We start from the raw sequence: 26,156 nt of genomic DNA, 5'->3' as shown, positions 1-26,156 counted from the left end.
CAAAACACGGACTTTGTAGGAGCCGGCTTGCCGGCGATGGCGGCGGATCAGCCGATATAGATGTTGGCTGATCGACCGCTATCGCCGGCAAGCCGGCTCCTACAGTGACCGTATTTCAATGCGTGTTATTGCGGGCTTAGCGTCGGCCCAGCAACAACCCGACAACCAAACCGAAACCGGCGGAAATCGCCACGGTTTGCCACGGATGACCACCGATATAGATTTCTGTCGCTTCGACCGCAGGCAGGGTCCGGTCACGAACGCGGGTTACCGAGTCCCGCGCCTGCTGGAGTTTCTGGGCGATTTGCCCACGGAGCGTGTCCGCTTCCTCACCGACCAGCGAGGCACTGCTTTTCAGCAATTTTTCCGACTCTTCGATCAGCGCCTGAAGCTCGCTGAACGCTTGATCCTTGATTTGGTCTTCGGCGGCTTGTGCGGCGGTTTTCCGAGCCATTGGGATACTCCTTGCAGGTGAGTGGGCAGTGAACAATGGAGTCTGCGGCGATTGAAAAAGTTGCAGCGATTTTACCTGCGCAGGCCCTCCAGTAGAAAAATCCTGCGCAGGACATTTCTTCCTACAGTGTAAGATGTCGCCTATTTACGCAGCAGGTAACTCCCCATGAGCTTCAATCTGGCCGACAAACCCCTTGCCGAGCGCGCAGCGCTTGAAGACGAGAAATCCCGTCTGTTCGAACTCTGGCAGAACAACCTGGGCAAAGCCAAAGGCGAGGCCGCACGCTTGTTCGGCGAACGCGCCAAGCGCAAAGGCAAATGGGCCGAGTGGGTCCGTTCCGAACTCGACGGCATGTCGCCTCCGGAATTCGCCAACATGGTGCGCAGTGAAGTCAATCGGTTGATGGCGGCCAAATAAGGCCGGCCTCACGCAAAAATCGCGACAATCGCCTCACGCACTTTCAACACCACCGGATCGAGCTGCGTGCTGGTACGCCAGCCCAGTTCGATCGGGTAACGCGGCAATGCCAACGGGCAGGGCAGCAGCGTCAACCCGCTGAGTGCGGCGATGCTGCGGGCGGCATGTGCCGGGATGGTCGCCACTGCCTGGCTGCCCTTGAGCAGATGCGGCAACGCCGCGAAATGCGTGGTCGAAGCGCATACCCGCCGGCTCAGGCCCAACGCGGCCAACCCTTCGTCGGTGATCCCGATAAAACCACCCGATGACACCAGAATATGTTCACGGGTGACGAACTCCTCAAGGTCGATGGTTTGCTGTCCTGCGGCCAGACTCGTCGGGTCAACCAGACACAGATAATCGCCTTCCCCCAATACCTGACGACTCAGCAACCGTTCGGCAAACCCGCCGGCCGTGATCGCCAGGTCGATGCTGCGCTCCATCAACGCGTGGGCGACGATCTGGCTGTGGGTCTGGCGGAAGATCAGCCGTAACTTCGGCGCGCAACGGGCGATCTCTTCGATCAAGCGGCGGCCGTAGGCAATTTCGAAATCATCCGACATGCCCACCGTGACCGAGCGCCCTTCGTAGTGATGGGCGGCCGGATCGACCATCGCCAGGCTTTGTCGGCATTTGTCCAGCGCGTCGCTGACCACCGGTTTCAACTGATTGGCCTTGAGCGTCGGCGCAAGACCTCGGCCGGTGCGCACAAACAACTGATCGCCATACACCTCGCGCAGTCGGCGCAACGCCGCGCTGACCGCCGACTGCGTGACGCCCAGACGCAACGCTGCACGGCTGGCGCTGGACTCTTCATGCAAGGCTTCGAAGACTTTGAGCAGGTTGAGATCGACGGTGGCGATATTCATGGTGTTCATATCATTCAGCAGCGAACGGGGCTTTATTCATGATCCGGTAGCGCCTGAGAATGAGCAACACCTGATATGAACGGAGTGACCGCGATGCCCAAGTCAATCGTTGCTGCACTGCAAATCGGCGCACTGCCTGGCGGCAAAGCCGAGACCCTGGAGCAAATTCTCTCGTACGAAAACGCCATCCTTGAAGCCGGCGCGGCGCTGGTGGTCATGCCCGAAGCGTTGCTTGGTGGTTACCCGAAAGGCGAGGGGTTCGGCACGCAACTGGGTTATCGACTGCCGGAAGGTCGAGAAGCATTTGCCCGGTATTTCGCCAACGCCATCGACGTCCCGGGCGTAGAAACCGAAGCGCTGGCCGGGTTGTCGGCGCGCACCGGGGCCAATCTGGTGATTGGCGTCATCGAACGCGCCGGCAGCACCTTGTATTGCACCGCGTTGTATTTCGATCCGCAGGCCGGACTGGTCGCCAAACACCGAAAACTGATGCCCACGGGCACCGAACGGCTGATCTGGGGCAAGGGCGATGGCTCGACGTTACCGGTGATCGACAGCCAGGTCGGGCGGATCGGCGCGGTGGTGTGCTGGGAAAACATGATGCCGCTGCTGCGCACCGCCATGTATGCCAAGGGTGTGGAGGTGTGGTGCGCACCCACGGTGGACGAGCGGGATATGTGGCAGGTGAGCATGCGCCACATCGCCCATGAAGGGCGCTGCTTTGTGGTCAGTGCCTGTCAGGTTCAGGACTCGCCGCAAGCCCTGGGCGTAGAGATCGCCAACTGGCCGGCGGACCGGCCGTTGATTGCGGGTGGCAGCGTAATCGTGGGGCCGATGGGCGATATTCTGGCCGGGCCGCTACGTGGCGAGCGCGGACTGCTCACCGCCGAAATCGACACCGACGACCTGATCCGCGCGCGTTACGACTACGACGTCGTCGGCCATTACGCGCGACCGGACGTGTTCGAGTTGACCGTGGATGAACGGGCCAAACCCGGTGTCCGCTTCCTCTGACACACCATCCCCTGTAGGAGCCAGCTTGCTGGCGATGGCGGCCGAATAATCAACGCAAGTCTCACGGCCGCCATCGCCGGCAAGCCGGCTCCTACAGAACGGCGGGCTAACCTTTGGCCGGAACATCCGGGTTTTCCATGACCTGGAGGATCGAGGCTTCCGGATCGAAATCGTCTTCTTCCAGCTCGATGAATTCCTCAGGCAGGAAGATGTTCAGCACGATAGCGCACAACGCGCCGACGGTAATCGGCGATTCAAAGATGTTATGCAGCGCCTTGGGCAGTTCGCGCAATACCTCCGGCACGGCTGCCACCCCCAGGCCCATGCCGAGGGAAATCGCCACGATCAGCATGTTGCGCCGATGCAGGCCGGCTTCGGCGAGGATCTTGATCCCGGCCACTGCAACGGTGCCGAACATCACCAGTTCAGCGCCGCCGAGCACCGGTTTCGGCATCAGTTGCAGCACCGCGCCGATCATCGGGAACAGCCCCAGCACCACCAGCAGGCCGGCAATGAAAAACGCCACGTAGCGGCTGGCCACGCCGGTCAGTTGAATCACGCCGTTGTTCTGCGCGAAGGTCACCATCGGCATGCTGTTGAACACTGCCGCCATGGCCGAATTGAGGCCGTCGGCGAGCAGGCCGGATTTGATCCGGCGAATGTAGATCGGGCCTTTGACCGGCTGCCGGGAAATCATCGAGTTGGCCGTCAGGTCACCGGCCGCCTCCAGCGGCGACACGAGGAAAATCACCGCCACCGGCACGAACGCCACCCAGTCGAAGTTGAAACCGTACTTGAACGGCACCGGCACGCTCATCAGCGGTACGTCGGGCATGCTGGCGAAATCCACGTGGCCCATGAGCCATGCCACGAGATAACCGAGGGTCAGGCCGATCACGATGGCGCCGAGGCGCAGGAACGGCACATCAACACGGTTCAACACCACGATGGTGCCCAGCACCAACGCAGCCAACGCCAGATGACTGGCGGCGCCGAGATCCGTCGCGCCGAAGCCGCCGGCGATGTCGGTCATGGCGACTTTGATCAGCGACAACCCCATCAGCGTGATGATCGTCCCGGTTACCACCGGCGTGATCAGCATCCGCAATTTGCCGATGAACTGGCTCAATACCACTTCGATGAACGCGGCGAAAAAGCACACGCCAAAGATTGTCGAAAGGATTTCATCGGTGCCGCCGCCGCGGGCCTTGACCATAAAACCGGCGCTGAGGATCACGCTGATGAACGAGAAACTGGTGCCTTGCAGACACAGCAAACCGGAACCGATCGGGCCGAACTTGCGCGCCTGGACGAAGGTGCCCAGCCCCGAGACAAACAGCGCCATGCTGATCAGATAGGGGATTTCGCTTTGCAGGCCGAGGGCGCTGCCCATGATCAGGGTCGGGGTGATGATGCCGACGAAACTGGCGAGTACGTGTTGCAGGGCGGCGAAGACGGTGGCGGTCAGATGCGGGCGGTCGTCGAGGCCGTAGATCAGGTCGTTGTGGCGCGGGGCAGGGGCTTTTTCAGAGGCGGTCATGGTGGTTTGCGTGCCGAAAGGCGGGCCGGGTCAGAAAATGGAGGCGCAGGATGCCAGAAAATTCATCGACTTACACAAAACCCTTGTGGGAGCGAGCCTGCTCGCGAAGCGGTGAGTCAGACGATACAAATGTCGACTGAAACACCGCTTCGCGAGCAGGCTCGCTCCTACAGGGGATTTGCGGTGTTCTTCAAGCGAACGCGGCCAGCAAATCCTCTTCAAAGGCTTTCTGCGCATCCCCCGGCACCTGCGCACGGTGGCGGGCGAGGTGGAATGCCACGTCGAAACTCATGTCGCTGCGGCGCACAGCCCTGAGCAATCCTTTGTCTTCCCAACTGCGGGCAAAGTGGCTGGGCAGGTAACCGACATGCTTGCCGGACAAAATAAAGGCGAGGGTGCCTTCGACCTGTTCCGAGCGCGCCGAGCACCGCTTGCCCTGAAAGGGCTCGTCGCTGCGCAAAAAACGGTAAGGGTGATCCACCCGGTCGCACGCCTGCAACGCTTGATCGTCCGGCGCCTCGTCGGTGAACAGCGGATGGCCGGCGGCGCAATACAAGTGCTGGGTTTCTGTGAACAGTTCGCGGTAGTCAAACGCGCTCTGCACCTGTGAGAAATAGCCGATCGCCAGGTCCAGCCGTTGTTGCAGCAGCAAGCGCTCCATCTCGCCAGGCATGGCGCTGATCAATTCGATACGCACCGACTCATCGCGTTCGCGAAAGCGCCGGATCGCCTCGGCCACCCGTTGCAGCACGGATTGATCCACGGCTTCGGACAGCCCCAGGCGCACCTCGCCGATCAGCCGGCCGGCCACGCCATTGGATTGATGACGGAATGCTTCAATGGATTCGAACAGTCCGCGTGTCGCGGTCAACAGTTGTTCGCCTTTGGGGGTGATCCTGAATCCACCCTTGCCGCGACTGCACAGCCGATAGCCGAGCCGGGTTTCAAGCCTGGCCATTTGCTGGCTGATGCTCGACTGGCTCAGGCCCAGTTCACCCTGGGCTGCGCTGAAACCACCGCACTCCACCACGCTGACGAACAGGCGCAGCAATTGCAGATCCACATCGTGAAGCTGGCCGAGCATCAAACATTACTCCGCAATAAAGTCAGGGTAACTGACTTGGTATTTTTCCAATGTATCCGACGACGCATGCTGGGGCCACTTCCTCTGGTCAGGTGTTCGTCATGGCTCCTCTATTCAAGCTGTGTTTACCCGCGCTGTTCCTTGCCGCCTCCGTGTCGGCCCATGCCGAGGAGAAGGTCGTCAATCTTTACAGTTGGGCCGATTACGTGGCCCCGGAAACCTTGCAGCGCTTCGAGCAGGAAACCGGCATTCACGTGCGCTACGACACGTTCGATTCCTCGGAAGTCCTGGAAACCAAGTTGCTCACCGGCGGCAGCGGCTATGACGTGGTCGTGCCGTCGTCCAGCGTGCTGGCGCGGGGGTTGGCAGCCGGTGCGTTGAAGGCGATTCCCCACGAAGGCCTCAAGGGCTACGCCAACCTGGATCCGGATTTGCTGGAAAAACTCGCCGCGGTCGATCCCGGCAACCGCTACGGCGTGCCGTACACCTGGGGCACGCTCGGACTCGGGATGAATGTGGAGGCGGTGAAAAAGCGCTTGCCGGATGTGCCGCTCAACAGCCTCGACTTGCTGTTCAAACCCGAATACGCCAGCAAGCTGAAAGATTGCGGCGTGGCGATCATCGATTCGCCGCAGGAAGTGATCGGCCTGGCGCTGCACTACCTCGGTAAAGATCCCTACAGCACCGACAAGTCTGATCTGTCAGCCGCCGAAGCGTTGTTGCATCAGTTGCAGCCGAATGTGCTGTACGTCGCCAGTGGCCGGCAAATCAACGACCTGGCCAACGGCAGCGTCTGTCTGGCCTTGACCTACAACGGTGACGCGAGCATGGCCGCCGATCAGGCGCGCAAGGCCAACAAACCGTATGAAGTGGCGTACCGGATTCCCAAGGAAGGCACGCTGGTCTGGCAGGACAACCTGGCCATCCCCAAGGACGCGCCGCACCCCGAAGCCGCCCGCGCCTTTATCGAGTTCATGTTGCGTCCCGAATCCGTGGCGGCGCTGACCAACACGCTGTTCTTTGCCACCGCCAACCAGGCCGCCACACCGCTGGTGGATGAGGCGGTACGCAGCGATCCCGACATTTACCCCCTCGCTGATGTGCGCGAGCGGTTGTACGCCGACCGCAGCATGAGCCTCAAGGACATGCGTCAGCGCACCCGTTTGTGGACCACTTTCCGTAGCCGCCAGTAAATAAACAAGAAGGAGCACCTGATGGACGTCCCAGTGCAAAACGATCAGGCCATGACCCGCGACAGTCTCTACGGGACTGCCGCCGAAAGTACCTACGCCGGTATCACCAGTTTCATGCGTCGCCGGTACAGCCGCGACTTGCGCGGTGTCGATGTGGCCGTCAGTGGCGTGCCGTTCGATACCGCCACCAGCAACCGTCCCGGCGCGCGTTTCGGACCGCGCGGCATTCGTGCGGCGTCCACCGGGATCGCCTGGGAACGGCATTGGCCATGGACGTTCGACCCGTTCGATCATCTGGCGGTGATCGACTACGGAGATTGCGACTTCGATTACGGCTCGCCGCATTCGGTGCCGGAGAGCATTGAGGCCCACGCCGAGCACATTCTGAATGCCGGTTGCGCCATGTTGACGTTCGGCGGCGATCACTTCATCAGTTACCCGCTGCTCAAGGCGCATGCCCGTAAACATGGGGCGCTGTCGTTGATTCACTTCGACGCGCACAGTGACACCTGGCCGGATGAAGAGGGCAAGCGCGTCGATCACGGCACGATGTTCTGGCACGCGGCCAAGGAAGGTCTGGTGGACCCGTCGCGCTCGGTGCAGATCGGTTTGCGCACCACCAATGACGATCCTCAGGGCTTTCAGGTGCTGGATGCGCGGCAAGTGCATCGGCGTGGGGTGGATGCGATTGTCGAAGCGATTCGCGCACGGGTCGGCGACAACCCGGTGTACCTGACGTTCGACATCGATTGCCTCGACCCGGCGTTTGCACCCGGCACCGGCACACCGGTGTGTGGCGGTTTGAGCACGGTACAGGCGCTGGAAATCCTCGGCGGCTTGCGCGGGATCAATCTGGTGGGGATGGACGTGGTGGAAGTGGCGCCGGCCTACGACAGCGCGGACATTACCTCACTGGCGGCGGCGACGTTGGCGATGGAGATGCTGTGTTTGTATGCGGCGAAGCATAAGGTCGATCGGTAGTACGGATTTGCGGTGTTCGTGATGACGCTTTCGCGGGCAAGTCGGATCGCCGCACCGCTCGCTCCTACATAGCGCATGACCTGTAGGAGCGAGCGGTGCGGCGATCCGACTTGCCCGCGAAGCTTTTTCAGGCGACCGGGATTATTGGCAGGTCCAGGGTTTCGCCCCCGCTGAACCGCGCAAAAGAACCGGCAATGGACTCATGCGGCACGCCCTTCGCCACTTCGCTGATGCCATCCAGCCGCGACAACTGATCGGCACTCAACTGCACATCCAACGCGCCCAACGTCGCATCCAGCTGCTCACGCGTACGCGAACCCAGAATCGGAATCAGCGCCGTGGTCGAGCGTTTGGCTTTTTCCCGCAGCCAGGCAATGGCCACGTGCGTCGGGCTGGCGTCCAGCTCTGCCGCGACTGCAAGCAAGGTGTCGAGCAGGGCGGTTTCGCGGGCACTTTTCTCGGCGTGTACCAGCATGCCCAGTTTGGCGGCACGGTTGTTCTCGTCACTGGAGCGGTATTTGCCGGTCAGGAACCCGCCGCCCAGCGGCGACCATAAGGTCGCGGCCAGCCCCAACGCTTCGGCCATCGGCAGTTGTTCACGTTCAGCTGTGCGCTCGGCGAGGCTGTACTCGACCTGAATGGCGGCAACCGGCGAAAAACCGCGAACTTCAGCCAGCAGATCGGCGCGGGCGATACGCCAGGCCGGGAAGTTCGACAGCCCGGCATAATGAATCTTGCCGGCGCGCACCAGATCATCAAAACCACGGAGGATTTCTTCCATGGGCGTGACACCGTCGCTCATGTGCGCCCAGAACAGGTCGATGTGGTCGGTCTTGAGCCGTGTCAGGCTTTCTTCCACGGCGCGGACCATGTTCTTGCGGTTGTTGCCGGTGTAGGAAATGCCTGCGGCCGGCGTAGTCCCCAACGTGTATTTGGTGGCGATGACCAGGCGATCGCGCTCAGCGGCGATGAATTCACTGAGCATGGCTTCCGACTGGCCACCCTGATAGCCATTGGCGGTGTCGATGAAATTACCGCCGGCCTCCAGGTAGCCATCAAAGATGCGCTTGGCTTCATCGCGCTCGGCGCCATGACCCCAACCGGTACCAAAGTTACCGGCACCCAGCGCCAGTTCCGCAACGCGCAAGCCGGTTTTTCGGCCGAACACTTTGTAATGCATGGGATGACTCCTGAAGGAAGACGCTGCGGATTAATATAAATGTCGTAAGACATGTATTTAAGATGATGCCAGTCATGTATTCAGTCAAGGTGCTTTTTCATGAGTGGCAAAACGGGCCCGTGGTTACTGCCACTTTCTGACAGGGGGCTCTGCTAATCTGCGAGATCATTTCTGCACAGAGCCTGCCGATTGTGTCTCGTACCACGCGTTTACTGACCCTGTTGCAAGTGCTGCGCGGCAAAAGTCGTCCGGTCACGGCGGCGACACTCGCCAGCGAGCTTGAGATTTCCGAGCGTACGCTCTATCGCGACATCGCGGAACTCACCGCACTGGGCGCGCCGATCTACGGTGAGGCGGGGATCGGTTACGTGTTGCGCAGCGGTTTGTTCCTGCCGCCGTTGATGCTCAATGCCGATGAAACCGAAGCCATCGTGCTGGGGCTGCGTTACGTGGATCAGCGCGGCGATGAAGTGTTGAGCAAAGCGGCGGCCGATGCGCTGGCCAAGATTGCTGCGGTGCTGGCGCCCGAAGCGCTGGACGCACTACGCAACCCGACGGTAATGCCGGGCCCGCCCGGTTATGGCTTCGCGCCAAATGCCGTGCCGCTGAATGCGTTTCGCCAGGCGATTCGCGATCAGGCCAAGCTGCACATCGACTATGCGGACGCACAGCAAGTGCCGAGTCAGCGGCTGATCTGGCCGCTGGCGCTGGGGTTTCTCAATGAAGTGCGGATCATCGTCGCCTGGTGTGAGTTGCGCGGCGCCTATCGGACTTTTCGTACCGACCGGATTTCGGCGGCGAGCGAGCAGGGCGAGCGTTATCCGGGGCGGCGCAGCGATCTGCTGCGCACCTGGCGCAAGCAGATGCAACTGGATGAAGCCGGGCGTTTCACTCCTGACAAGAACTGACACAGGCGTGTTCTAGCATGGCCTCAGAATCAACCAACAAGGAGCTGTCACCATGTCCCATCCTGCCTCTGCACTGGCGCCCGCCATCGCCGCTTACATTGCTGCCGCCAATGCCCGCGACACCTCGACGGTCGCCAGTTTTTTCGCTGAGGACGCCAATGTGTTCGATGAAGGTCAACACCGGATTGGCACCCAGGCTATCGCCCAATGGATGCAAGACACCGCCCGGCGTTACCAGCCAAAGGTCGAAGTGCTCGACGTACAACAGCGCACCGGCAAGGTGCTGGTGCACAACCTGATCTCCGGGACGTTTCCCGGCAGCCCGCTGGAATTGCGCTACATGTTTCGCCTGAACGAGCAAGGCAAGATCGCCCGGCTGGACATTTCACTGTAGACGTCGCGTCACGATGGCATACTGCCGCGCATGAATGCCGACTCCCCGTTAAGCGCCTGGCAACACGCCATCGAACAGAAGGGCTTCGTCCAGGACGAAGCCCAGGAACATGCCGTCTGGGCGCTGCAAAAATGCCATGAAGCGTTGCATGAAGGTCAGACGCCGGTCACGGGCGTGTACCTGTGGGGCCCCGTCGGGCGTGGCAAGACCTGGCTGATGGATCAGTTTTACCAAAGCCTGCAGGTCCCGGCCCGGCGCCAGCACTTTCACCATTTTATGGGGTGGGTGCATCAACGCTCGTTTCAGCTGACCGGCACCGCCGATCCACTCAAAGCCCTGGCTCGCGAGCTGAGCGAAGAAGTTCGCGTGTTGTGTTTCGATGAGCTGTTCGTCAACGACATTGGCGACGCAATCATTCTCGGGCGCTTGTTTCAGGTGATGTTCGAGGAGGGCGTGGTGGTGGTCTGCACGTCCAATCAGCCGCCGGACATGCTGTACGCCGATGGCTTCAACCGCGACCGCTTCGTGCCCGCGATCGAGGCGATCAAGCAGCACATGCAGGTGATCGCGGTGGATGGCGGCGAAGATCATCGCCTGCATCCCGGCGCTGGTTTGCAACGCTATTGGGTCGCCGCGCCCGGGCAACCCGGCGCGTTGGAGGATGTGTTCAAGGCGCTGACCGCCGGGCAGTCAGTCTCCAGTGAACCGATCAAGGTCGGTTACCGCTCGCTGAATGTGGTGCAGGCCAGTGAAACCGTACTCTGGAGCCGATACGCCGACCTCTGTGAACAACCCTTTGCCGCCATGGATTTCATGGCCCTGTGCGACACCTTCAGGGCTATTCTGTTGAGTGACGTGCCCAACCTCAGCGCGCAAAAACGCGCCGGCCGCATCGCCCGTGGCACCGAAGACGGAGTCGAGCGGGTGGTGGCGGGTGATCGCGAGTTGCCGCAATTGTCGGTGCACGACGACGGTGTGCGGCGCTTCATCGCGTTGGTGGACGAATGCTATGACCGCAAAGTGCCGTTGTACCTCGAAGCCCAGGTGCCGATGGAATCGCTCTACACCGAAGGCTATCTGGAATTCCCGTTCCGCCGCACACTCAGTCGCCTACAGGAAATGCAGCTGCAACGTTTCGCCGACGCTTGAACCCAAGGAGCCGCGAACATGAACCAGCCCTTGTCCCACCATTTGCTGACCATGGCTTATCAGAACGCCTGGGCCAATCATCGACTGGCCAAGGCCTGGAGCCAGTTGAGCGCAGAGGAGCTGGCGGCGCCGCGCGTCAGTTTCTTCCCCAGCCTGCGTGCGACCCTCAACCACATCCTGACCTGCGACTGGTTTTACATGGATGCGCTGGAACGGGAGTTGCGTGGCGATGTTCCGCATCCTGAATGCACGGTGTTCTTCAACAAAGACGAGCCGTTCACCGCTGCCGCAGACCTGCAGCGCGAACAGGCCCAGGTTGACCGCCGCTTGATCGCCTACTGCGAGCAGATGCGCGACGCCGACCTGGGCAAGATCGTGACAATCGCCCGAGACACGCCGCAATACGACAGCCGTTTGCGCCTGCTGTCTCATCTGCTCGAGCATCAGATCCATCATCGCGGGCAGGTACACGCCATGCTCAGCGGCACGTCGGTTGCGCCACCACAACTGGACGAGTTTTTCTGCGCCGGGGAGTCGGGCCTGAGGGCGGCGGATTTCGCCGAACTGGGGTGGACCGAAGCATTGATCTGGGGCACCTCTGTTTAAAGATTGCGCGATGAACGGGACTCGCGATAGGGTCGCTGTGCCCTGCGGCGCGATCTGCGCGCCGGGGCAATTCATGTGTAATCGAGGTGGAAATGGAATCCGCAGAAATTCTAGTGCTTCAGGCCAGTTACACCAATCCGGTGCACGCCGAGGCGATAGGTCAGGTGTTGAATCATTACGCCGAGGACCCGATGGGTATCGGTCATTCTTTGCCGGCCGAGGTGCTGGAGCACCTTCCGAGGGAACTCGCCAAACGTCCCCATGCGTACAGCGTGCTGGCGTTCGTCGGGGGCGAACCGGCAGGGCTGGTCAATTGCTTTGAAGGTTTTTCGACGTTTGCCTGTCGGCCATTGGTCAACGTGCATGACGTGGTGGTGGTGAAACAGTTTCGCGGATTGGGCCTGAGCCAGAAGATGCTGCAAAAGGTCGAGGAAATCGCCCGTCAGCGCGGTTGCTGCAAAATCACGCTGGAGGTGCTGGAAGGCAATGCCGTGGCGCAGTCGTCCTACGCTAAATTCGGCTTCAGCGCCGGCATGTTCGATCCGGAGCACGGCCGGATGCTGTTCTGGACCAAGGCGTTGTAGCATCGCGCTCTTCGTAGGAGCCAGGCTTGCCGGCGAAGGCGTATTTGAAATCGCCTTCGCCGGCAAGCCTGGCTCCTACATCTAGCGTTTGTAATGCTCAGTCACTTGCGCCGTTTGATCGTCCGGAACCCGGACCTCAGCGGTTTGCTGGCTTTGATTCTCCTGTTGGCTGAGCCGAAGGCTTTCGTAGTAATAGCGCATGCGTTCTGCGCCACCTTCGGCAAATGCGCTGACCGAAACGAACGTCATCAGGCCGGCAACGATCAAGGGTGTACATTTCATGGTTCGCCTCCCAAAACGGATATCGGGTGCTTTTCATCCATGAAGCAATGTCGCGAGAACATTATCTGCCGATTTCGTCGATTGGGAATTAACTGCGCCTAGAGTTTCCAGTCCAGGCTCAGTGTCACCGTACGCGGATCACCCCAATACACACCGTTATAGAAACCGACGTTGTCGTAATACTTCTTGTCGAACAGGTTCTCGACGTTGAGCGAGGCGGACAGGTGCGGGTCGAACTCGTAACGTGACATCAGGTTGACCACGGTGTAGGCGCCTTGCCGGATGTTTGTGCGTTCAGTTATCACATTGCCAGCGGCGTTGCGTCCGACCGGGCGATTGGCGGCGCGGTAAACGTCACTTTGCCAGTTCACTGCACCGCCCACGGTCAGGGCCTGCCAGTCGCCAGGCAAGCGATACGAAGTCGACACCCGAAGCAGGTTCAGCGGCTGACTGGTATTGGTGCGTTTTTCCTCGCCATTGACCGAGTGGGTGTAGGTGTAACCGGCGGTCATGTTCCAGTGCGGCATGACCTCGCCGGAGAGCTCGGCTTCGAACCCCTGTACCTTGTTGCCCTTACCGCTGGAGGTGTAGAACTCCTCGCCGGTAACCGGGTCCGGCGGCACCGAATCGTCGCGTTCGGCGACATTGTCCTGTTTGCTCCAGAACACGGCGGTGGCGAGGTTCAGTCGCTCTTCCAGCAGGCTGCCCTTGAGGCCAAGTTCATAGTTGCTGCCCACCACCGGTTCGAGGTACTTGCGGCTACTGTCGCGGTTGGTTTGTGGCTTGAATATATCGGTGTAGCTGATGTAAGCCGTGTATTCGGGTGTCAGGTCGTACAGCAGTCCGGCGTATGGCGTCCATAGGTCGTTGTGTTGCTGGCGGGTAACTTCAGACTCGCTCAACTGCAGATTGTCGGTGTAACTGTTAGCCGTTTTCGACGCTTTCCAGCTGCCATAGCGGCTGCCGAGGACGGCGTGCAGATCGTCGGTCAACGTCAGGCGAGTGGCCAGGTAACCGGCCTTTTGGCGGGTGTTGTCGCTGGAGCCACGCAAGCTGGTGACGGTGTCGGGGAATTTGGGGATGCCGCCCATGTACTTCCAGTCGGGTACGTTTTCGTAGTCCTTCGCGCGGGCGCCATCGACGGTGTGTGGGCTTTCGTCGCTGCGTTCGGCTTCGCCATACCCGAGCATCATTTCGTGCTCACGCCCGAACAATGAATAGGGTCCGGACAAGTTGAAGTCGTAAGCCTTCATTTTTTGCGTGCCGATCATGTGGCTGACGTTGGCGATCATGCCGCTGCGATCCGCCGCGGGGAAGCCGCCACCGCCGTAGTAAATCTTGCCGTCGGTGTCGCTTTCGCGATGGGTGTAAGCCGCCTTGAGGTGCCAGCCCATCCCCAGTTGCTGATCCAGCGTGGCGAACGCGGTCTTGTCTTTCAGCGGCCAGGAACTCCAGGGGGTGGCCATGTTGGTGGAGCGGCCGAGGCTGGCTTTGCTGCCGTCTGCGTTCCAGTAGGGCACGGTCCCCCAGGAGGTGCCCTGCACCTGTTTGTCCTGATAGTCATAACCCACGGCGAGCAGCGTATCGTCGGTCAGGTCGGCTTCGAGAATCCCGTAGCCGACTTCCCTTTGCAGCTGATACTTGTCGCGTACCGAATGACTGTCGCGGTAGGCCAGCACGCTGCGCCCGCGCAAGCGTCCGTCGAACGCCAGCGGCCCGCCGACATCGACGTAACTGTAGTAATCGTCATAACTGCCGCCGCTGACACCGGTTTTGGCTTCCCACTGCGACGTCGGACGCTTGCGCACCATGTTGATGGTGGCCGAAGGGTCGCCTGCGCCCGTGGTCAGGCCGGTTGCACCGCGCACGACTTCGATACGGTCATAGATGATGGTGTCGGAATCGGACTTCATGTAGTTGAAGGTGTTGAGCATCCCGTCGATCTGGAAATTGTTGATCGTGTAGCCGCGGGAGGAATAGACGACCCGGTCCGAGTCGTTGTGCTGAACCACCACGCCCGTGGTCTGGCGCATGGCGTCGGAGAGCGTGTCGAGTTTGAAGTCGTCCATTTGCTGGCGCGTGATCACGGACACCGATTGTGGCGTCTCCTTGATCGACAGGTTCAGGCGGGTGGCGGTGCTCATGGCGCCGGTGGTGTACGACCCGGTGTTTTCGGTGGTGCTGCCCAAGCCTTGGGCCGTGATGCTGGTGGCACCGAGTACCAGGGCGGAGGGTTGTTTGTCCGGGTCGGTTTCAGCCAGCAGGTCCGGGCTTAGTACGGCACTGCAAAACCCAAGGGTAAAGGTTATGGAACGGGTGATAGGCGCGAACATCGCGGCCGACTCCTTGTCGTCAATGAAAAAATTCCGTTTGTTCAAAGACGAAGGAGGGCGGGGGTATTTAGTTATAAACGAGAATTATTATTATCTTGCAGTGCAGTTGTAGGAGCGAAGCTTGCTCGCGAAGACGTCGGCAGATTCAACATCTATGCTGACTGGGCCAGCCTCTTCGCGAGCAAGCATCGCTCCTACAGGGTTACTGCTGAGCGACTGCCGGGGTCGGCTTCACCTTGGGTTTGATCAGGCTGAAGTCGATCAGCGCTTTCTGCTCGCGCTCATAAGGATTGCCGATCAGCAGTGGGCGCGGCTTGAAACTGTCGCTGACCACGCTCTTGCTGCGATCCAGTTCATCGAAGCTCAGCCCCGCCAGATCGGCCCAGGTATGGATCAGGTGCGAGCTGCTGTACGGCCGCCCCAGATCACCGGCAAAGCTCCAGTCATGGCTTTCACGCCATTTCGGCGAAGCCCAGGCCATGAATGGAATGGTGTACATCGGTGCCGTCGGCTTGGCCTCATTGCGACCCAGCGTGTTGTGACCGGCAGAGTCGAAAACGTCTTCGCCGTGGTCGGAGAGGTACAGCAGGAAGCCGTTAGGATCGGTCTTGGCGTAATCCTTGATCAGGCTCGAAACCACGAAATCGTTGTACAGCACCGCGTTGTCATAGCTGTTGTAGGTCGGCAACTGATCGTCACGCACGCCAGCCGGAACGCCGTTGCGGTCCTTGAACTTGTCGAAGGTCGATGGGTAGCGGTACTGATAGCTCATGTGTGTGCCGAGCAAATGCACAACGATCAACTTGCGTGGCGCCGCGTCGGCCAGGGCCTTGTTGAACGGCTCGATCACGTCGCCATCGTACTGGGCGGCGTTCTGGTTGCGGTTGTTGTTCAGGTACACCTGCTCGTCGGCCTGCTCGGAGAAGGTCGTGAGCATGGTGTTGCGCTTGGTCATGGTTTGCTGGTTGGTGATCCAGAAGGTCTTGTAGCCCGCCTGTTTCATCATGCTGACCAGCGACGGCGTCGACAGGTACAGCTCCGGGTTTTCTTCGTCGGCGAACGTCAGGACCTGCTGCAATGCCTCGATGGTGTAAGGGCGCGGGGTGATGACGTTATTGAAGACCGCCAGTTGGTCCTTGAGCTTGTCCAGTTCCGGCGTGGTTTCACGCGGGTAGCCGTAGAGACTCATGCGCTGACGGTTGGTGGATTCGCCGATCACCAGCACCAGGGTGGCAGGCTGATTGGCCATCGAATCCTTGAAATTGTGCAGCGGTGGAATCTTGCTCGCGCTGTCGAGCATGCCCTGCATGTCGGCCAGGGTGTCGAGGTAGCGGTGATAGGCCACGGCCATCTGCCACGGCACTGCCGGTTCGATACGGGTTTCGAACTTCTCGAAACCACTGGCGAAACTGCCGGTGTGAACGGTCTGCTTTGCCAGCGGATAACCCACCACGGCCACCAGAATGGCGGTCGCGGCGACCAATGCGCGACCACGGGGCATGTACACCGGGCGCAAGCGGGTCCACAGGAAATAGGCGAACAGCGTGTGGGCGACAAATGCCGCCACCATCCACCAGGCAAAATACTGGGTCATGTACTCGCCGGCTTCAGAGATGTTCGACTCGAACATGATGAAGATGACGCTCTGGGAAAATTCCTGCTGATAGATGAAGAAGTAACCGAGACTGGCCATGGAGCAGGCCCACAGCACCACGCCGATCAGCGCCGCCAATACACGCGTCTTGCGGGGAAACAGCAGCATCGGCGCCAGCCAGATGGCGCTCATGGTGAAGGCCTGGCGGAAACCGCTGAACCCGGAGGTGCCCGTCAATTGGATCAGCAGTTGGGTAATGCCGGAGAAATACCAGAAGAACAGAAACAGCCAGAGAAACCCTGCCCAATCAAACTTGTCCGCAGTCGAATTGCTGCGTTCATACAAAGCCATTGCGTGCTCCAGCCAGAAATCACTTCCACCGCCGGGACGGAAAGGTCGCCGACGAACAGGCGCCGCGCAGATACCGGGCGGCCATAAAGGACCGGAGTATCAACAAGGGCGTGTGAAAGTTTTGTGAGCTGCTGGGCGCGGGTAAATCGTGATGGCGTATCGGAAACAGCGATTGGCTGCTTCCGATTCAGGCGAGGGGATCAGGCGTGGGGAGCGCGCAAAGTGACAGGCATCGGCTGAGCCTGGATACCTTGCGTCAGCAGGCGCAATTGCTCGACTTCCTGTTTGAGCTGGTCGCGTTCGTCTTTCAACTGGCGCAATTCATCACGACGGATCGTGACGTAAAGGGTTTGTGCTGGCCGTGCTGCTTGTACTGTGCCCATTGCTCACCTCGCAAATGGCTTGCCTCAACTGTAAATCCGCCCCGACATCGGTGCTGATTTACTATCGGCGCTGATTTTGATTTCTTTTGTCCCGGAAGGGAACTTTTTTATTTTTCGTGGTCGTTGTGTCTTCGGCACGATTCCCGACGTTATCAATCAGGATCGGGCACAATGCCCGGAAACTTCATGCCAACGCTCTGGACTAACCCTCATTAGTCGCGTTGGGCTATAACCTTTGACACACATTTATTTGTAGTAGGGAGCATCAGCACATGCAACTCGGGATTATTGGACTGGGCCGCATGGGCGGCAATATTGCGCGGCGCCTGATGCTCAACGGGCACACCACCGTTGTTTACGACCGCAATACCGCCTTCGTCGACACCCTGGCCGCCGAAGGCGCCAAGGGCGTCATCGACCTGCCGGCCCTGGTCGCCGGCCTGGCCAAACCACGAGCGGTCTGGATCATGCTGCCGGCAGGCGCACCGACCGAAGACACCATCGACACCCTGAGCACCTTGCTTGAAGCCGGCGACACCATCATCGACGGCGGCAACACCTTCTATAAGGACGACATTCGCCGGGCAAAAACCCTCTCGGAAAAAGGCCTGCACTACATCGATGTCGGTACCTCCGGCGGCGTCTGGGGCCTGGAGCGCGGTTACTGCATGATGATCGGTGGCGAAGCCGAAGTGGTTAAACGCCTCGATCCACTGTTCGACAGCCTGGCGCCTGGCATGGGTGACATCCCGCGCACCAAGGACCGCAAGTCGGACGACGATCGCGCCGAACGCGGTTACATCCATGCCGGTCCCGCAGGTTCCGGCCATTTCGTGAAGATGATCCACAACGGCATCGAGTACGGAATGATGCAGGCCTTCGCCGAAGGCTTCGACATCCTCAAGACCAAGGCCAGCACCAACCTGCCGGAAGACCAGCGCTTCAATCTGAACGTCGGCGACATCGCCGAAGTCTGGCGTCGTGGCAGCGTGGTCTCGTCGTGGCTGCTCGACCTGACCGCCGATGCCCTGGCTGCCGATCCGCAGCTCGATAATTTCTCCGGTTCCGTAGCGGACAGCGGGGAAGGTCAATGGACCATTGAAGCGGCCATGGAACAAGCGGTACCGGTGCCGGTGCTGTCGAACTCGCTGTTCGCCCGCTATCGCTCGCGTGGCCAAGGCACCTTTGGCGACAAGATTCTCTCGGCCCAGCGCTTCGGCTTCGGCGGCCACGTGGAGACTGCGAAGAAATGACCCGTTTGATCCGCAATAAATCCAAGGCAGAACCCGCACCACCGACCACGCTGTTCCTGTTCGGTGCCCACGGTGACCTGGTCAAGCGCTTGCTGATGCCGGCGCTGTACAACCTGAGTCGCGACGGTCTGCTTGGCGATGGACTGCGGATCATCGGCGTCGACCACAACGCCATCACCGACGAAGCGTTTGCCCAGAAGCTCGAAGACTTCATTCGGGCCGAAGTGGCAAGCAAGGTCGGCAAGGGCGATCAAGCCCTTGACCCGGCGTTGTGGGCCAAACTGGCCAAAGGCATCAGCTACGTCCAGGGCGACTTCCTGGACGACAGCACGTATCAGGCGCTGGCGGCGAAAATCGCCGCCAGCGGCACCGGCAACGCGGTGTTCTACCTGGCCACCGCGCCTCGTTTCTTCAGTGAAGTGGTGCGTCGTCTCGGCGCTGCCGGACTGCTGCAAGAGACGCCGGAAGCGTTCAGAAGGGTAGTCATCGAAAAGCCGTTCGGCTCTGACCTGCACACCGCCGAAGCCTTGAACGCGTGCTTGCTCAAGGTCATGACGGAAAACCAGATCTACCGGATCGATCACTATCTGGGCAAGGAAACCGTGCAGAACATTCTGATCAGCCGGTTCTCCAACAGCCTGTTCGAAGCGTTCTGGAACAACCATTACATCGACCACGTACAGATCACCGCCGCGGAAACCGTCGGCGTGGAAACCCGTGGCAGTTTTTATGAACACACCGGCGCCCTGCGGGACATGGTGCCCAATCACCTGTTCCAGCTATTGGCGATGGTGGCCATGGAACCGCCGGCTGCCTTTGGCGCCGATGCGGTTCGCGGCGAGAAGGCCAAAGTAGTGGGGGCGATCCGTCCCTGGTCCACCGAAGAGGCACGGGCCAATTCGGTGCGCGGCCAATACGCCGCCGGCGAAATCGACGGCAAGCCGTTGGCGGGTTATCGCCAGGAAAACAACGTAGCGCCTGACAGCACGACGGAAACCTATGTCGCGCTCAAAGTCATGATCGACAACTGGCGCTGGGTCGGCGTGCCGTTCTACCTGCGCACTGGCAAGCGCATGAGCGTGCGCGACACCGAGATTGTCATCTGCTTCAAACCGGCGCCTTACGCGCAGTTCCGCGATACCGAGGTCGATGAGCTGCAACCGACTTATCTGCGGATTCAGATTCAACCCAACGAAGGCATGTGGTTCGACCTGTTGGCCAAGCGCCCCGGCCCCGCGTTGAAAATGGCCAATATCGAACTGGGTTTTGCCTACAAGGATTTCTTCGAAATGCAGCCGTCCACCGGCTACGAAACCCTGATCTACGATTGCCTGACCGGCGATCAGACGCTGTTCCAGCGCGCCGACAACATCGAGAACGGCTGGCGTGCCGTGCAACCGTTCCTCGATGCCTGGCAGCAGGATGCGAGCGTGCAGACTTACGCGGCGGGCGAAGACGGGCCGGCGGCGGCAGAAGACCTGCTGACTCGCGATGGTCGCGTCTGGCATAGCCTCGGATGAGTGACGAAACGCAACAACCCATCCGCTTTTTGCTCAGTGACATGGACGGCACATTGTTACTGCCCGATCACAGCCTCAGTCAGCGCACCATCGACGCGGTCCGTTCGTTGCGTGAGTCGGGCGTGCTGTTCAGCCTGGCCACCGGCCGGCCGCCGAAAGCCATGCTGCAGCAGATCGAAGCCTTGGGCGTCGATCTGCCGACGGCGGCGTTCAATGGCGGCACCATCGTAAACCCCGACGGCAGTTTGCTGGTCGCGCATTATTTGCCGGCAACGGCCGCGCTGACCACGTTGACGCAGTTTGCCGATCTGCCGGACATCGAGGTGTGGGTGTTCAGCGGCGGCGACTGGCTGGTGAAAGACTCGAATGGCCCCATGGTGCCACGGGAACAGCACGGCCTGGGGTATCCGCCCGTGGTGGTGGAGAGTTTCGAGCCCTATCTGGAATACATCGACAAGATCGTCGCGGCGAGCAACAACACGCAGTTGTTGATTGAGCTTGAGGCGCAGTTGCTGCCCAGGGTCGAGGGCCAGGCGCAGGTGTCACGCTCGCAGCCGGTGTACCTCGACGTGACCGCGATGCAGGCAAACAAGGGGGACGCACTGGCGACACTGGCGGAGTTTCTCGGCGTGTCGCTCGGGCAGACCGCCGCCATGGGCGATGGCGGCAATGACCCGGCGATGTTTCATCGCGCCGGATTGTCGATTGCCATGGGTCAGGCGGAGGAGGCGGTGAAGCGTCAGGCCGACGTAGTGACCGGGGCCAATACCGAAGACGGCGCGGCGCAGGCGATCGAGCGGTACATCATCAACGCAGGTTAACCGCGTTATCGTTCTTCGCGGGCAAGCCTCGCTCCTACAAGTTAGCGGTGAATCTGTAGGAGCGTGGCTTGCCCGCGAAGGCGTCAAACCTGCCGACTCAAAGCCAGAAACTCACCGCATACCACCCCAGCACACCCATCACCACCGTATACGGTAACGCCATCCACACCATCCGCCCATACGACAGGCGAATCAGCGGGGCAATCGCCGACGTCAGCAGAAACAGAAACGCTGCCTGGCCATTCGGCGTCGCCACGCTCGGCAGGTTGGTGCCGGTGTTGATCGCAATCGCCAGTGTCTCGAAATGCTCACGGCTCATGTGTCCGGAGATGAACGCCTGTTTCACTTCGGTGATGTAAATGGTCGCGACGAACACATTGTCGCTGATCGCCGAGAGCAAACCGTTGGCAATAAACAGCATGCCCGGTTGCTGATTCGCCGGCAGCGCCAGCACCCACTGGATCAGCGGCGTGAACAACTGCTGGTCGTGAATCACCGCCACTACCGCGAAAAACACCACCAACAGCGCCGTGAACGGCATGGCGTCCTTGAAGGCGTTGCCGATGCGGTGCTCGTCAGTGATGCCCGTGAATGCGGTAATCAGCACGATCACCATCAAGCCGATCAAGCCGACTTCGGCAATATGGAACGCCAGGGCGGCAATCAGTATCAGCGCCGCCAGCCCCTGAACGATCAGCGCAGCGCGTTGGTGTGAGGTGCGTTGGGCGTTGTCTTCGGCGGCGTAATTGGCCAGCACCGCGCGCACGTTGTCTGGCAGGAGCGTGCCGTAACCGAACCAGCGCAGTTTCTCCAGCAGCACGCAGGTCACCAGGCCCGCCACCAGCACCGGCATGGAAACCGGGGCGACTTTCAGGAAGAACTCAGAGAAGTGCCAACCCATTTCGTGGCCGATCAGCAGGTTCTGCGGCTCGCCGACCAGCGTGCAAACGCCACCCAGTGCAGTGCCCACGGCGCCGTGCATCAGCAAGCTGCGCAGGAAGGCGCGGAACTGTTCGAGGTCCCCGTGATGCAGCGTTGGCAGATGCTGGTCATCGTTGAATTCGCTGTCCTGGCGCGGATCGTTACCCGAAGCGACACGGTGATACACCGAGTAAAACCCCACGGCGGCACTGATGATCACAGCGGTCACGGTCAAGGCATCGAGAAAAGCCGAGAGGAACGCCGAAAGAAAGCAGAACATCAACGCCAGCATGGCTTTGGAGCGAACGCCGAGCAGCAGGCGCGAAAACAGAAACAGCAGCAGGTCTTTCATGAAGTAGATGCCGGCCACCATGAACATCAGCAGCAGAATCACCGGGAAGTTGTGCAGCAGTTCGTCATACAGCGCCTGAGGCGTGGTCATCTTCAGCAACAGCGCTTCGACCAGCAGCAAGCCGCCCGGCATCAGCGGATAGCACTTGAGCGCCATGGCCAGGGTGAAGATGAATTCCAGCACCAGCAGCCAACCGGCCGCTACCGGACCTACGGTCCATAGCACCAGGGCATTGAGAATCAGGAAACCGACAATACTGGCCTTGTACCAGCGAGGTGAGTGCCCGAGAAAATTATGCGCGAACGCCTGGGCCATTGAGCCGGACATCGGCTGCTCCTTGTATTAAGAAGCGCGCAACTTGCCGCAAGCGGTACGGAAGATCAAGCGCAGGAAAGCTCGGCAGGCCTATCCCAGATAGCGAGCGACGATTGCCCGGTAGTTGCCATCCAGTGAATAGCCGCCTACGACAATGTTGCCATCGTCCTGCACGGCCAGCGACGTTGCGGTATCCAGGCTGCGACCCAGGCGGGTACGGACCCAGCCGATGCCTTTGCCGAACAGCTCGTCGAGTTGTCCGTCAGGACGATGCCGGGCCAGGATGAAGTCGGCTTCGACACCGCCGATGGTCGCGCCAACGGTCAGCACACGCCCGTCTGCAAGGGCGTGGGCGGCGGTCCACTGGCAGCCACTGTGGCCGATCCCCAGCAAATGCGGCTGGCCACCGTTGCAATGGATGTCCGGGCGACCGTTGCTGTGTACTTTCAAGGCCATGCAATGCATCGGGTCGCGGCTGCTGCCAAAACAGTGCAGGTCGCCGTTGGCCTGCTGGACGACCTGGCTGACTTGGGCGTGACGCCCTTGTGCCAGGAAACTCATGAAGCCATCCACGGCGAAACGGTCGTCGAGGCTGCCGTCGCTTAGATAACGCGCAAGCAGGCCTTCTTCAGGGAAGTTGATCGAACCGCCCACCAGAATCCGGCCGTCGCGTTGCACCAGCAGGCTGCTGAGCCAGGTGTTCATCAGCAGGTGTCTGACCAGGACGAAGCCACGACCGTTGAAGGTGTCGTCCAGCGAACCGTCGGGGTTTAGTCGCACCAGCAGGCCGACGTGATCGGCCAGTTCAAAATGATGATTGGCCAGCAGGACCATCCGGCCGTCTTCCTGCACGCACACATCACAGGCTTCGGCGCCCGGTACGCCGGGGGGAAGCCAGGCATCCCGCACGCCCCGGGAAAGATTGCCCGGCAGGCGCACGACACGGCGTCCGTTGTCGCCAAAGTCGGGGACCGGTTTGCCTTGCTGATCGAACAAGGCGAGGGCAGGCAGTGTCTGGTGCTCATTTTCATAGTGCAGGCCGGCCAACAGAATGCACCCGTCGGGCCGGATCAGCACTTTGCCACCCATGGACTCGAAGCCGGGTTCGAACTGGCTGATGACACTGCCTTGTTTGCCGAACGCCAGATCTGCCGAGCCATCCGCAAGCAGGCGGGCCAGACCGAAGCGGCTGCCGCTCGGGGTTCCGACCTTGGCCGCGACGAGCAGCCGGCCTTGTGAATCAATCGCGACGCCGGTGGCCATGCTCGACGTGCTGCCGGCGAAATACACCTGGGTTTTGCCGGCGCTGGCAAAGGTTTTGTCGAGCTCCCCGGCGGCGCTCAGCGTCGCAGGCAGGACCACAGCGGTCTGGGTTGACATGCACGCATCTCCTTGCGAGTCGTCTTGATCCAGGAGTTGGGGGGGGGCGACTTATAGTAGAAACATTCAATCCCTGAATGATTGGTTGCACAACTGTAATAACTAACAGACGGAGGGTCGTTTTGTGCCAGAACAGTGTCTTTTCGACCCACTGACAAGCCTGCCAAGTATTTGGCCGCGTTCAGGTACAAATAAATGTTGCGCGTATTGTCTGCTGGCAAGGCCGGCAAACTAACGATCATGGGGGAGGGTGCGGATTACCGATAAGTAATCCGCAAAAAGATTAGTGCGGCATCGACCACGATTGCAGCGCGTAACCTTCCTGGCTCAGCTCTTTACGGGCTTCTTCCAGAACATGTTCCAGTTGTGCCGGGTCGGTATAGGCACTGCTTGGGATCTGCTTGCGAATGCAGGTATTGGTGCGGTCGATGACGGTCAGGCTGAGTTCGCCGTTGCCGTCTTGTGGGGCCCAGGCCACGCATTGAAATGGCTTGAACGCGCGGTCGGCAATCAAAAGAGCTTCGTTGATACGGAGCGGGGCGGTCATGGGGTCTTCTCTCTGTATGCCCAATCAAGTGATGTGCCGTCGGTTGGGCTTACCGTTCGGCTGGTTACTTGTACTGATGCCCGCAACCGGTGGGTGGGTCACATACAATTAAAAGAATTTTCAACTTTCTTTCATCGGTTCGAGGTTTCGACGGCTTTTGAAAGCTGGGTGAAAGGTTCGAGTCGTTAGGTAACTAATAAAGTTGCTTCTTATAACTGCTTGCGCGCACTTCCTATAGTCAATCGATACAAGACAGTGTCAAATTCTTGCTAGTGTTACAGCCAGATCCGCCAAATGATTGTTTTTAATAAAATTTCATAAAATTTGGCGTCAAGGAACAGTCATGATCGAAGCGCCTGCGTTACGACGTCTGTTAGTAGTGGACCCTTGCGACGACTGTCATCGCCTGCTGCCAGGTCTGCGTTCTGTAGGTTGGGATGTTGATAGCTGTACGCTGGAAAATGCCGCTGACCGAACCTGCGACGTCGGCCTGTTGCGGCTCCAGCCTTTTCATCTGGAGCACCCCGAGGCGGTCAAGGAACTGATCAGCCGCAGCGGCACCGAATGGATCGCCGTGCTCAATCAGGAAGTCCTGCGGCTGCAAAACGTCGGGGACTTCGTCTGCGAATGGTTTTTCGATTTCCACACCTTGCCGTTCGATGTCTCCCGGGTTCAGGTGACACTGGGTCGGGCGTTCGGTATGGCGCGTTTGCGTGGTCAAGGCACGGTTCACATCGATCAGCCCGAACACGAGCTGCTTGGTGACAGCAAGCCGATTCGCGAACTGCGCAAACTGCTGAGCAAGCTGGCGCCAACCGAATCTCCGGTGTTGATTCGCGGCGAGAGCGGGACCGGTAAAGAACTGGTCGCCCGCACCCTCCATCGGCAATCCCAGCGCCACAGCAAACCCTTTGTCGCGATCAATTGCGGCGCAATTCCCGAACACCTGATCCAGTCCGAGTTGTTTGGCCACGAGAAAGGAGCCTTTACCGGCGCCCATCAGCGCAAGGTCGGGCGGATCGAAGCGGCCAATGGCGGCACTCTGTTTCTCGACGAGATCGGTGACCTGCCGCTGGAGCTACAAGCCAACCTGTTGCGTTTTCTCCAGGAAAAACACATCGAACGCGTGGGCGGCAGCCAGCCGATTCCGGTCGATGTGCGGGTGTTGGCGGCGACCCACGTCGACCTTGAAGCGGCCATCGAGAAGAAACGCTTCCGTGAGGATTTGTATTACCGCCTCAACGTGCTGCAAGTGGTCACCGCCCCGCTGCGTGAGCGGCATGGCGACCTGTCGATGCTGGCCAACCATTTCTCCCATTTCTACAGCCATGAAACCGGCCGCCGTCCGCGCAGTTTCAGCGAGGACGCACTGATCGCCATGGGCAAGCACGACTGGCCGGGCAACGTGCGCGAGCTGGCCAACCGTGTACGTCGCGGGCTGGTTCTGGCGGAGGGCCGGCAGATCGAGGCGCGTGACCTCGGGCTGATCAGTCAACACACAATCGCTGCGCCGATGGGCACCCTCGAAGACTACAAGACCCGCGCCGAACGCCAGGCGTTGTGCGATGTATTGAACCGCCACAGCGACAACCTGAGTGTCGCCGCCCGAGTGCTGGGCGTGTCGCGGCCAACCTTCTACCGACTGCTGCACAAGCACCAGATCCGTTAGGGCGGGGCGAAACGAAAAGGCCC

General features: G+C 60.2%; 25 protein-coding genes. 13 read left to right on the top strand and 12 right to left on the bottom strand.

Annotation, left to right across the window (positions count from 1 at the left end; genetic code table 11):
* Nucleotides 1-136: 136 nt before the first annotated feature.
* A complete protein-coding gene (locus tag KGA82_RS17915) occupies nucleotides 137-454 on the bottom strand; it encodes a YqjD family protein (RefSeq protein ID WP_192227086.1) in 318 nt (105 codons plus the stop codon).
* Nucleotides 455-619: 165 nt separating this feature from the next.
* Here KGA82_RS17915 and KGA82_RS17910 point away from each other — a divergent pair, with 165 nt between their 5' ends.
* Complete coding sequence (locus KGA82_RS17910) at nucleotides 620-871, top strand: hypothetical protein (RefSeq protein WP_007937833.1); 252 nt, start codon at nucleotides 620-622, stop codon at nucleotides 869-871.
* Nucleotides 872-879: 8 nt separating this feature from the next.
* Here KGA82_RS17910 and KGA82_RS17905 read toward each other — a convergent pair whose 3' ends face one another.
* Nucleotides 880-1,788 (bottom strand): LysR family transcriptional regulator, encoded by a 909-nt coding sequence (locus KGA82_RS17905; RefSeq protein WP_223451653.1) that lies wholly within the window; start codon nucleotides 1,786-1,788, stop codon nucleotides 880-882.
* A gap of 84 nt (nucleotides 1,789-1,872) precedes the next feature.
* Here KGA82_RS17905 and KGA82_RS17900 point away from each other — a divergent pair, with 84 nt between their 5' ends.
* Entirely contained in the window at nucleotides 1,873-2,793 is a 921-nt protein-coding gene (locus tag KGA82_RS17900) for a carbon-nitrogen hydrolase family protein (protein WP_223451651.1), read from the top strand.
* Between the two features lie 106 nt (nucleotides 2,794-2,899).
* On the opposite strand, the gene KGA82_RS17895 is transcribed toward KGA82_RS17900, so the two are convergent.
* Both KGA82_RS17895 and KGA82_RS17890 read right to left on the bottom strand, forming a co-directional pair.
* Complete coding sequence (locus KGA82_RS17895) at nucleotides 2,900-4,333, bottom strand: nucleobase:cation symporter-2 family protein (RefSeq protein ID WP_223437003.1); 1,434 nt, start codon at nucleotides 4,331-4,333, stop codon at nucleotides 2,900-2,902.
* A 190-nt stretch (nucleotides 4,334-4,523) separates the two neighbouring features.
* The gene (locus tag KGA82_RS17890; RefSeq protein WP_223451650.1) at nucleotides 4,524-5,417 is read right to left on the bottom strand and encodes a LysR family transcriptional regulator; all 894 of its coding nucleotides are present in this window, start codon (nucleotides 5,415-5,417) and stop codon (nucleotides 4,524-4,526) included.
* A 101-nt stretch (nucleotides 5,418-5,518) separates the two neighbouring features.
* Here KGA82_RS17890 and KGA82_RS17885 point away from each other — a divergent pair, with 101 nt between their 5' ends.
* Both KGA82_RS17885 and speB read left to right on the top strand, forming a co-directional pair.
* Nucleotides 5,519-6,610 (top strand): polyamine ABC transporter substrate-binding protein, encoded by a 1,092-nt coding sequence (locus KGA82_RS17885; protein ID WP_008036664.1) that lies wholly within the window; start codon nucleotides 5,519-5,521, stop codon nucleotides 6,608-6,610.
* Between the two features lie 21 nt (nucleotides 6,611-6,631).
* The gene (gene speB / locus KGA82_RS17880) at nucleotides 6,632-7,591 is read left to right on the top strand and encodes an agmatinase (RefSeq protein WP_223451649.1); all 960 of its coding nucleotides are present in this window, start codon (nucleotides 6,632-6,634) and stop codon (nucleotides 7,589-7,591) included.
* Between the two features lie 127 nt (nucleotides 7,592-7,718).
* Here the strand turns inward: speB and KGA82_RS17875 are convergent, their stop codons facing one another.
* Nucleotides 7,719-8,771: an aldo/keto reductase gene (locus KGA82_RS17875; RefSeq protein ID WP_223451647.1), complete on the bottom strand. Its 1,053-nt coding sequence runs from the start codon at nucleotides 8,769-8,771 to the stop codon at nucleotides 7,719-7,721.
* Nucleotides 8,772-8,962: 191 nt separating this feature from the next.
* On the opposite strand from KGA82_RS17875, the gene KGA82_RS17870 reads away from it, so the two are divergent.
* From KGA82_RS17870 to KGA82_RS17850, 5 genes are all read left to right on the top strand, one after another.
* Nucleotides 8,963-9,679, top strand: coding sequence for a helix-turn-helix transcriptional regulator (locus tag KGA82_RS17870; protein ID WP_192227094.1), 717 nt, complete (start codon nucleotides 8,963-8,965; stop codon nucleotides 9,677-9,679).
* 52 nt (nucleotides 9,680-9,731) lie between these two features.
* A complete protein-coding gene (locus tag KGA82_RS17865; RefSeq protein ID WP_008040238.1) occupies nucleotides 9,732-10,073 on the top strand; it encodes a nuclear transport factor 2 family protein in 342 nt (113 codons plus the stop codon).
* Nucleotides 10,074-10,103: 30 nt separating this feature from the next.
* The gene (zapE, locus tag KGA82_RS17860; RefSeq protein ID WP_008040240.1) at nucleotides 10,104-11,222 is read left to right on the top strand and encodes a cell division protein ZapE; all 1,119 of its coding nucleotides are present in this window, start codon (nucleotides 10,104-10,106) and stop codon (nucleotides 11,220-11,222) included.
* A gap of 18 nt (nucleotides 11,223-11,240) precedes the next feature.
* Nucleotides 11,241-11,828: a DinB family protein gene (locus tag KGA82_RS17855; RefSeq protein WP_192227096.1), complete on the top strand. Its 588-nt coding sequence runs from the start codon at nucleotides 11,241-11,243 to the stop codon at nucleotides 11,826-11,828.
* 92 nt (nucleotides 11,829-11,920) lie between these two features.
* A complete protein-coding gene (locus KGA82_RS17850; protein WP_223451646.1) occupies nucleotides 11,921-12,412 on the top strand; it encodes a GNAT family N-acetyltransferase in 492 nt (163 codons plus the stop codon).
* A gap of 81 nt (nucleotides 12,413-12,493) precedes the next feature.
* Here the strand turns inward: KGA82_RS17850 and KGA82_RS17845 are convergent, their stop codons facing one another.
* The 4 genes from KGA82_RS17845 to KGA82_RS17830 form a co-directional block, all read right to left on the bottom strand.
* Nucleotides 12,494-12,694, bottom strand: a complete 201-nt coding sequence (locus KGA82_RS17845) for a hypothetical protein (RefSeq protein WP_192227098.1) — start codon at nucleotides 12,692-12,694, stop codon at nucleotides 12,494-12,496.
* Between the two features lie 98 nt (nucleotides 12,695-12,792).
* Nucleotides 12,793-15,027: a TonB-dependent siderophore receptor gene (locus KGA82_RS17840; RefSeq protein WP_223451644.1), complete on the bottom strand. Its 2,235-nt coding sequence runs from the start codon at nucleotides 15,025-15,027 to the stop codon at nucleotides 12,793-12,795.
* 202 nt (nucleotides 15,028-15,229) lie between these two features.
* A complete protein-coding gene (locus KGA82_RS17835; RefSeq protein WP_207284383.1) occupies nucleotides 15,230-16,972 on the bottom strand; it encodes a phosphoethanolamine transferase CptA in 1,743 nt (580 codons plus the stop codon).
* Nucleotides 16,973-17,172: 200 nt separating this feature from the next.
* Entirely contained in the window at nucleotides 17,173-17,355 is a 183-nt protein-coding gene (locus tag KGA82_RS17830) for a DUF6026 family protein (RefSeq protein ID WP_008029917.1), read from the bottom strand.
* 272 nt (nucleotides 17,356-17,627) lie between these two features.
* On the opposite strand from KGA82_RS17830, the gene gnd reads away from it, so the two are divergent.
* From gnd to KGA82_RS17815, 3 genes are read left to right on the top strand one after another with little or no spacing between them, the layout of a single operon-like run.
* Nucleotides 17,628-18,608: a phosphogluconate dehydrogenase (NAD(+)-dependent, decarboxylating) gene (gene gnd / locus KGA82_RS17825; protein WP_223414242.1), complete on the top strand. Its 981-nt coding sequence runs from the start codon at nucleotides 17,628-17,630 to the stop codon at nucleotides 18,606-18,608.
* Nucleotides 18,605-20,128 carry a glucose-6-phosphate dehydrogenase gene (gene zwf, locus KGA82_RS17820; protein WP_008029913.1) on the top strand — a complete coding sequence of 508 codons (1,524 nt, stop codon included), beginning with the start codon at nucleotides 18,605-18,607 and terminating at the stop codon, nucleotides 20,126-20,128. The genes gnd and zwf overlap by 4 nt, the downstream gene beginning before the upstream one ends.
* On the top strand, nucleotides 20,125-20,949 hold the full coding sequence (locus KGA82_RS17815) for an HAD family hydrolase (RefSeq protein ID WP_223451642.1): 825 nt from the start codon (nucleotides 20,125-20,127) through the stop codon (nucleotides 20,947-20,949). Before zwf ends, KGA82_RS17815 begins: the two co-directional genes overlap by 4 nt.
* A gap of 97 nt (nucleotides 20,950-21,046) precedes the next feature.
* On the opposite strand, the gene nhaB is transcribed toward KGA82_RS17815, so the two are convergent.
* The 3 genes from nhaB to KGA82_RS17800 all read right to left on the bottom strand — a co-directional run bounded on the left by nhaB (nucleotide 21,047) and on the right by KGA82_RS17800 (nucleotide 24,464).
* Nucleotides 21,047-22,549 carry a sodium/proton antiporter NhaB gene (nhaB, locus tag KGA82_RS17810; RefSeq protein ID WP_008029909.1) on the bottom strand — a complete coding sequence of 501 codons (1,503 nt, stop codon included), beginning with the start codon at nucleotides 22,547-22,549 and terminating at the stop codon, nucleotides 21,047-21,049.
* 78 nt (nucleotides 22,550-22,627) lie between these two features.
* Nucleotides 22,628-23,917 carry a hypothetical protein gene (locus tag KGA82_RS17805; RefSeq protein WP_223451641.1) on the bottom strand — a complete coding sequence of 430 codons (1,290 nt, stop codon included), beginning with the start codon at nucleotides 23,915-23,917 and terminating at the stop codon, nucleotides 22,628-22,630.
* 283 nt (nucleotides 23,918-24,200) lie between these two features.
* Nucleotides 24,201-24,464: a hypothetical protein gene (locus KGA82_RS17800; RefSeq protein ID WP_223451640.1), complete on the bottom strand. Its 264-nt coding sequence runs from the start codon at nucleotides 24,462-24,464 to the stop codon at nucleotides 24,201-24,203.
* Between the two features lie 343 nt (nucleotides 24,465-24,807).
* Here KGA82_RS17800 and KGA82_RS17795 point away from each other — a divergent pair, with 343 nt between their 5' ends.
* The gene (locus KGA82_RS17795; protein ID WP_223451638.1) at nucleotides 24,808-26,133 is read left to right on the top strand and encodes a sigma-54 dependent transcriptional regulator; all 1,326 of its coding nucleotides are present in this window, start codon (nucleotides 24,808-24,810) and stop codon (nucleotides 26,131-26,133) included.
* Nucleotides 26,134-26,156 lie beyond the last annotated feature (23 nt).

Source organism: Pseudomonas sp. BF-RE-22 (assembly GCF_019956155.1).
GTDB classification, from domain to species: Bacteria; Pseudomonadota; Gammaproteobacteria; order Pseudomonadales; family Pseudomonadaceae; genus Aquipseudomonas; species Aquipseudomonas migulae.
The sequence above is the reverse complement of the archived record's forward strand: the minus strand, read 5'-3'. Positions and strand labels throughout refer to the sequence as shown.

Excerpts from the sequence above, each read along its gene's own strand:
- KGA82_RS17850 (WP_223451646.1), top strand. The coding sequence starts at position 11,921 with ATGGAATCCGCAGAAATTCTAGTGCTTCAGGCCAGTTACACCAATCCG.
- KGA82_RS17830 (WP_008029917.1), bottom strand. The coding sequence starts at position 17,355 with ATGGGCACAGTACAAGCAGCACGGCCAGCACAAACCCTTTACGTCACG.
- KGA82_RS17835 (WP_207284383.1), bottom strand. The coding sequence starts at position 16,972 with ATGGCTTTGTATGAACGCAGCAATTCGACTGCGGACAAGTTTGATTGG.
- KGA82_RS17915 (WP_192227086.1), bottom strand. The coding sequence starts at position 454 with ATGGCTCGGAAAACCGCCGCACAAGCCGCCGAAGACCAAATCAAGGAT.
- KGA82_RS17800 (WP_223451640.1), bottom strand. The coding sequence starts at position 24,464 with ATGACCGCCCCGCTCCGTATCAACGAAGCTCTTTTGATTGCCGACCGC.
- KGA82_RS17900 (WP_223451651.1), top strand. The coding sequence starts at position 1,873 with ATGCCCAAGTCAATCGTTGCTGCACTGCAAATCGGCGCACTGCCTGGC.
- speB (WP_223451649.1), top strand. The coding sequence starts at position 6,632 with ATGGACGTCCCAGTGCAAAACGATCAGGCCATGACCCGCGACAGTCTC.
- nhaB (WP_008029909.1), bottom strand. The coding sequence starts at position 22,549 with ATGTCCGGCTCAATGGCCCAGGCGTTCGCGCATAATTTTCTCGGGCAC.
- KGA82_RS17890 (WP_223451650.1), bottom strand. The coding sequence starts at position 5,417 with ATGCTCGGCCAGCTTCACGATGTGGATCTGCAATTGCTGCGCCTGTTC.
- KGA82_RS17840 (WP_223451644.1), bottom strand. The coding sequence starts at position 15,027 with ATGTTCGCGCCTATCACCCGTTCCATAACCTTTACCCTTGGGTTTTGC.
- KGA82_RS17795 (WP_223451638.1), top strand. The coding sequence starts at position 24,808 with ATGATCGAAGCGCCTGCGTTACGACGTCTGTTAGTAGTGGACCCTTGC.
- KGA82_RS17805 (WP_223451641.1), bottom strand. The coding sequence starts at position 23,917 with ATGTCAACCCAGACCGCTGTGGTCCTGCCTGCGACGCTGAGCGCCGCC.
- KGA82_RS17845 (WP_192227098.1), bottom strand. The coding sequence starts at position 12,694 with ATGAAATGTACACCCTTGATCGTTGCCGGCCTGATGACGTTCGTTTCG.
- KGA82_RS17875 (WP_223451647.1), bottom strand. The coding sequence starts at position 8,771 with ATGCATTACAAAGTGTTCGGCCGAAAAACCGGCTTGCGCGTTGCGGAA.
- KGA82_RS17865 (WP_008040238.1), top strand. The coding sequence starts at position 9,732 with ATGTCCCATCCTGCCTCTGCACTGGCGCCCGCCATCGCCGCTTACATT.
- KGA82_RS17895 (WP_223437003.1), bottom strand. The coding sequence starts at position 4,333 with ATGACCGCCTCTGAAAAAGCCCCTGCCCCGCGCCACAACGACCTGATC.
- KGA82_RS17885 (WP_008036664.1), top strand. The coding sequence starts at position 5,519 with ATGGCTCCTCTATTCAAGCTGTGTTTACCCGCGCTGTTCCTTGCCGCC.
- KGA82_RS17905 (WP_223451653.1), bottom strand. The coding sequence starts at position 1,788 with ATGAACACCATGAATATCGCCACCGTCGATCTCAACCTGCTCAAAGTC.
- zwf (WP_008029913.1), top strand. The coding sequence starts at position 18,605 with ATGACCCGTTTGATCCGCAATAAATCCAAGGCAGAACCCGCACCACCG.
- gnd (WP_223414242.1), top strand. The coding sequence starts at position 17,628 with ATGCAACTCGGGATTATTGGACTGGGCCGCATGGGCGGCAATATTGCG.
- zapE (WP_008040240.1), top strand. The coding sequence starts at position 10,104 with ATGAATGCCGACTCCCCGTTAAGCGCCTGGCAACACGCCATCGAACAG.
- KGA82_RS17815 (WP_223451642.1), top strand. The coding sequence starts at position 20,125 with ATGAGTGACGAAACGCAACAACCCATCCGCTTTTTGCTCAGTGACATG.
- KGA82_RS17855 (WP_192227096.1), top strand. The coding sequence starts at position 11,241 with ATGAACCAGCCCTTGTCCCACCATTTGCTGACCATGGCTTATCAGAAC.
- KGA82_RS17910 (WP_007937833.1), top strand. The coding sequence starts at position 620 with ATGAGCTTCAATCTGGCCGACAAACCCCTTGCCGAGCGCGCAGCGCTT.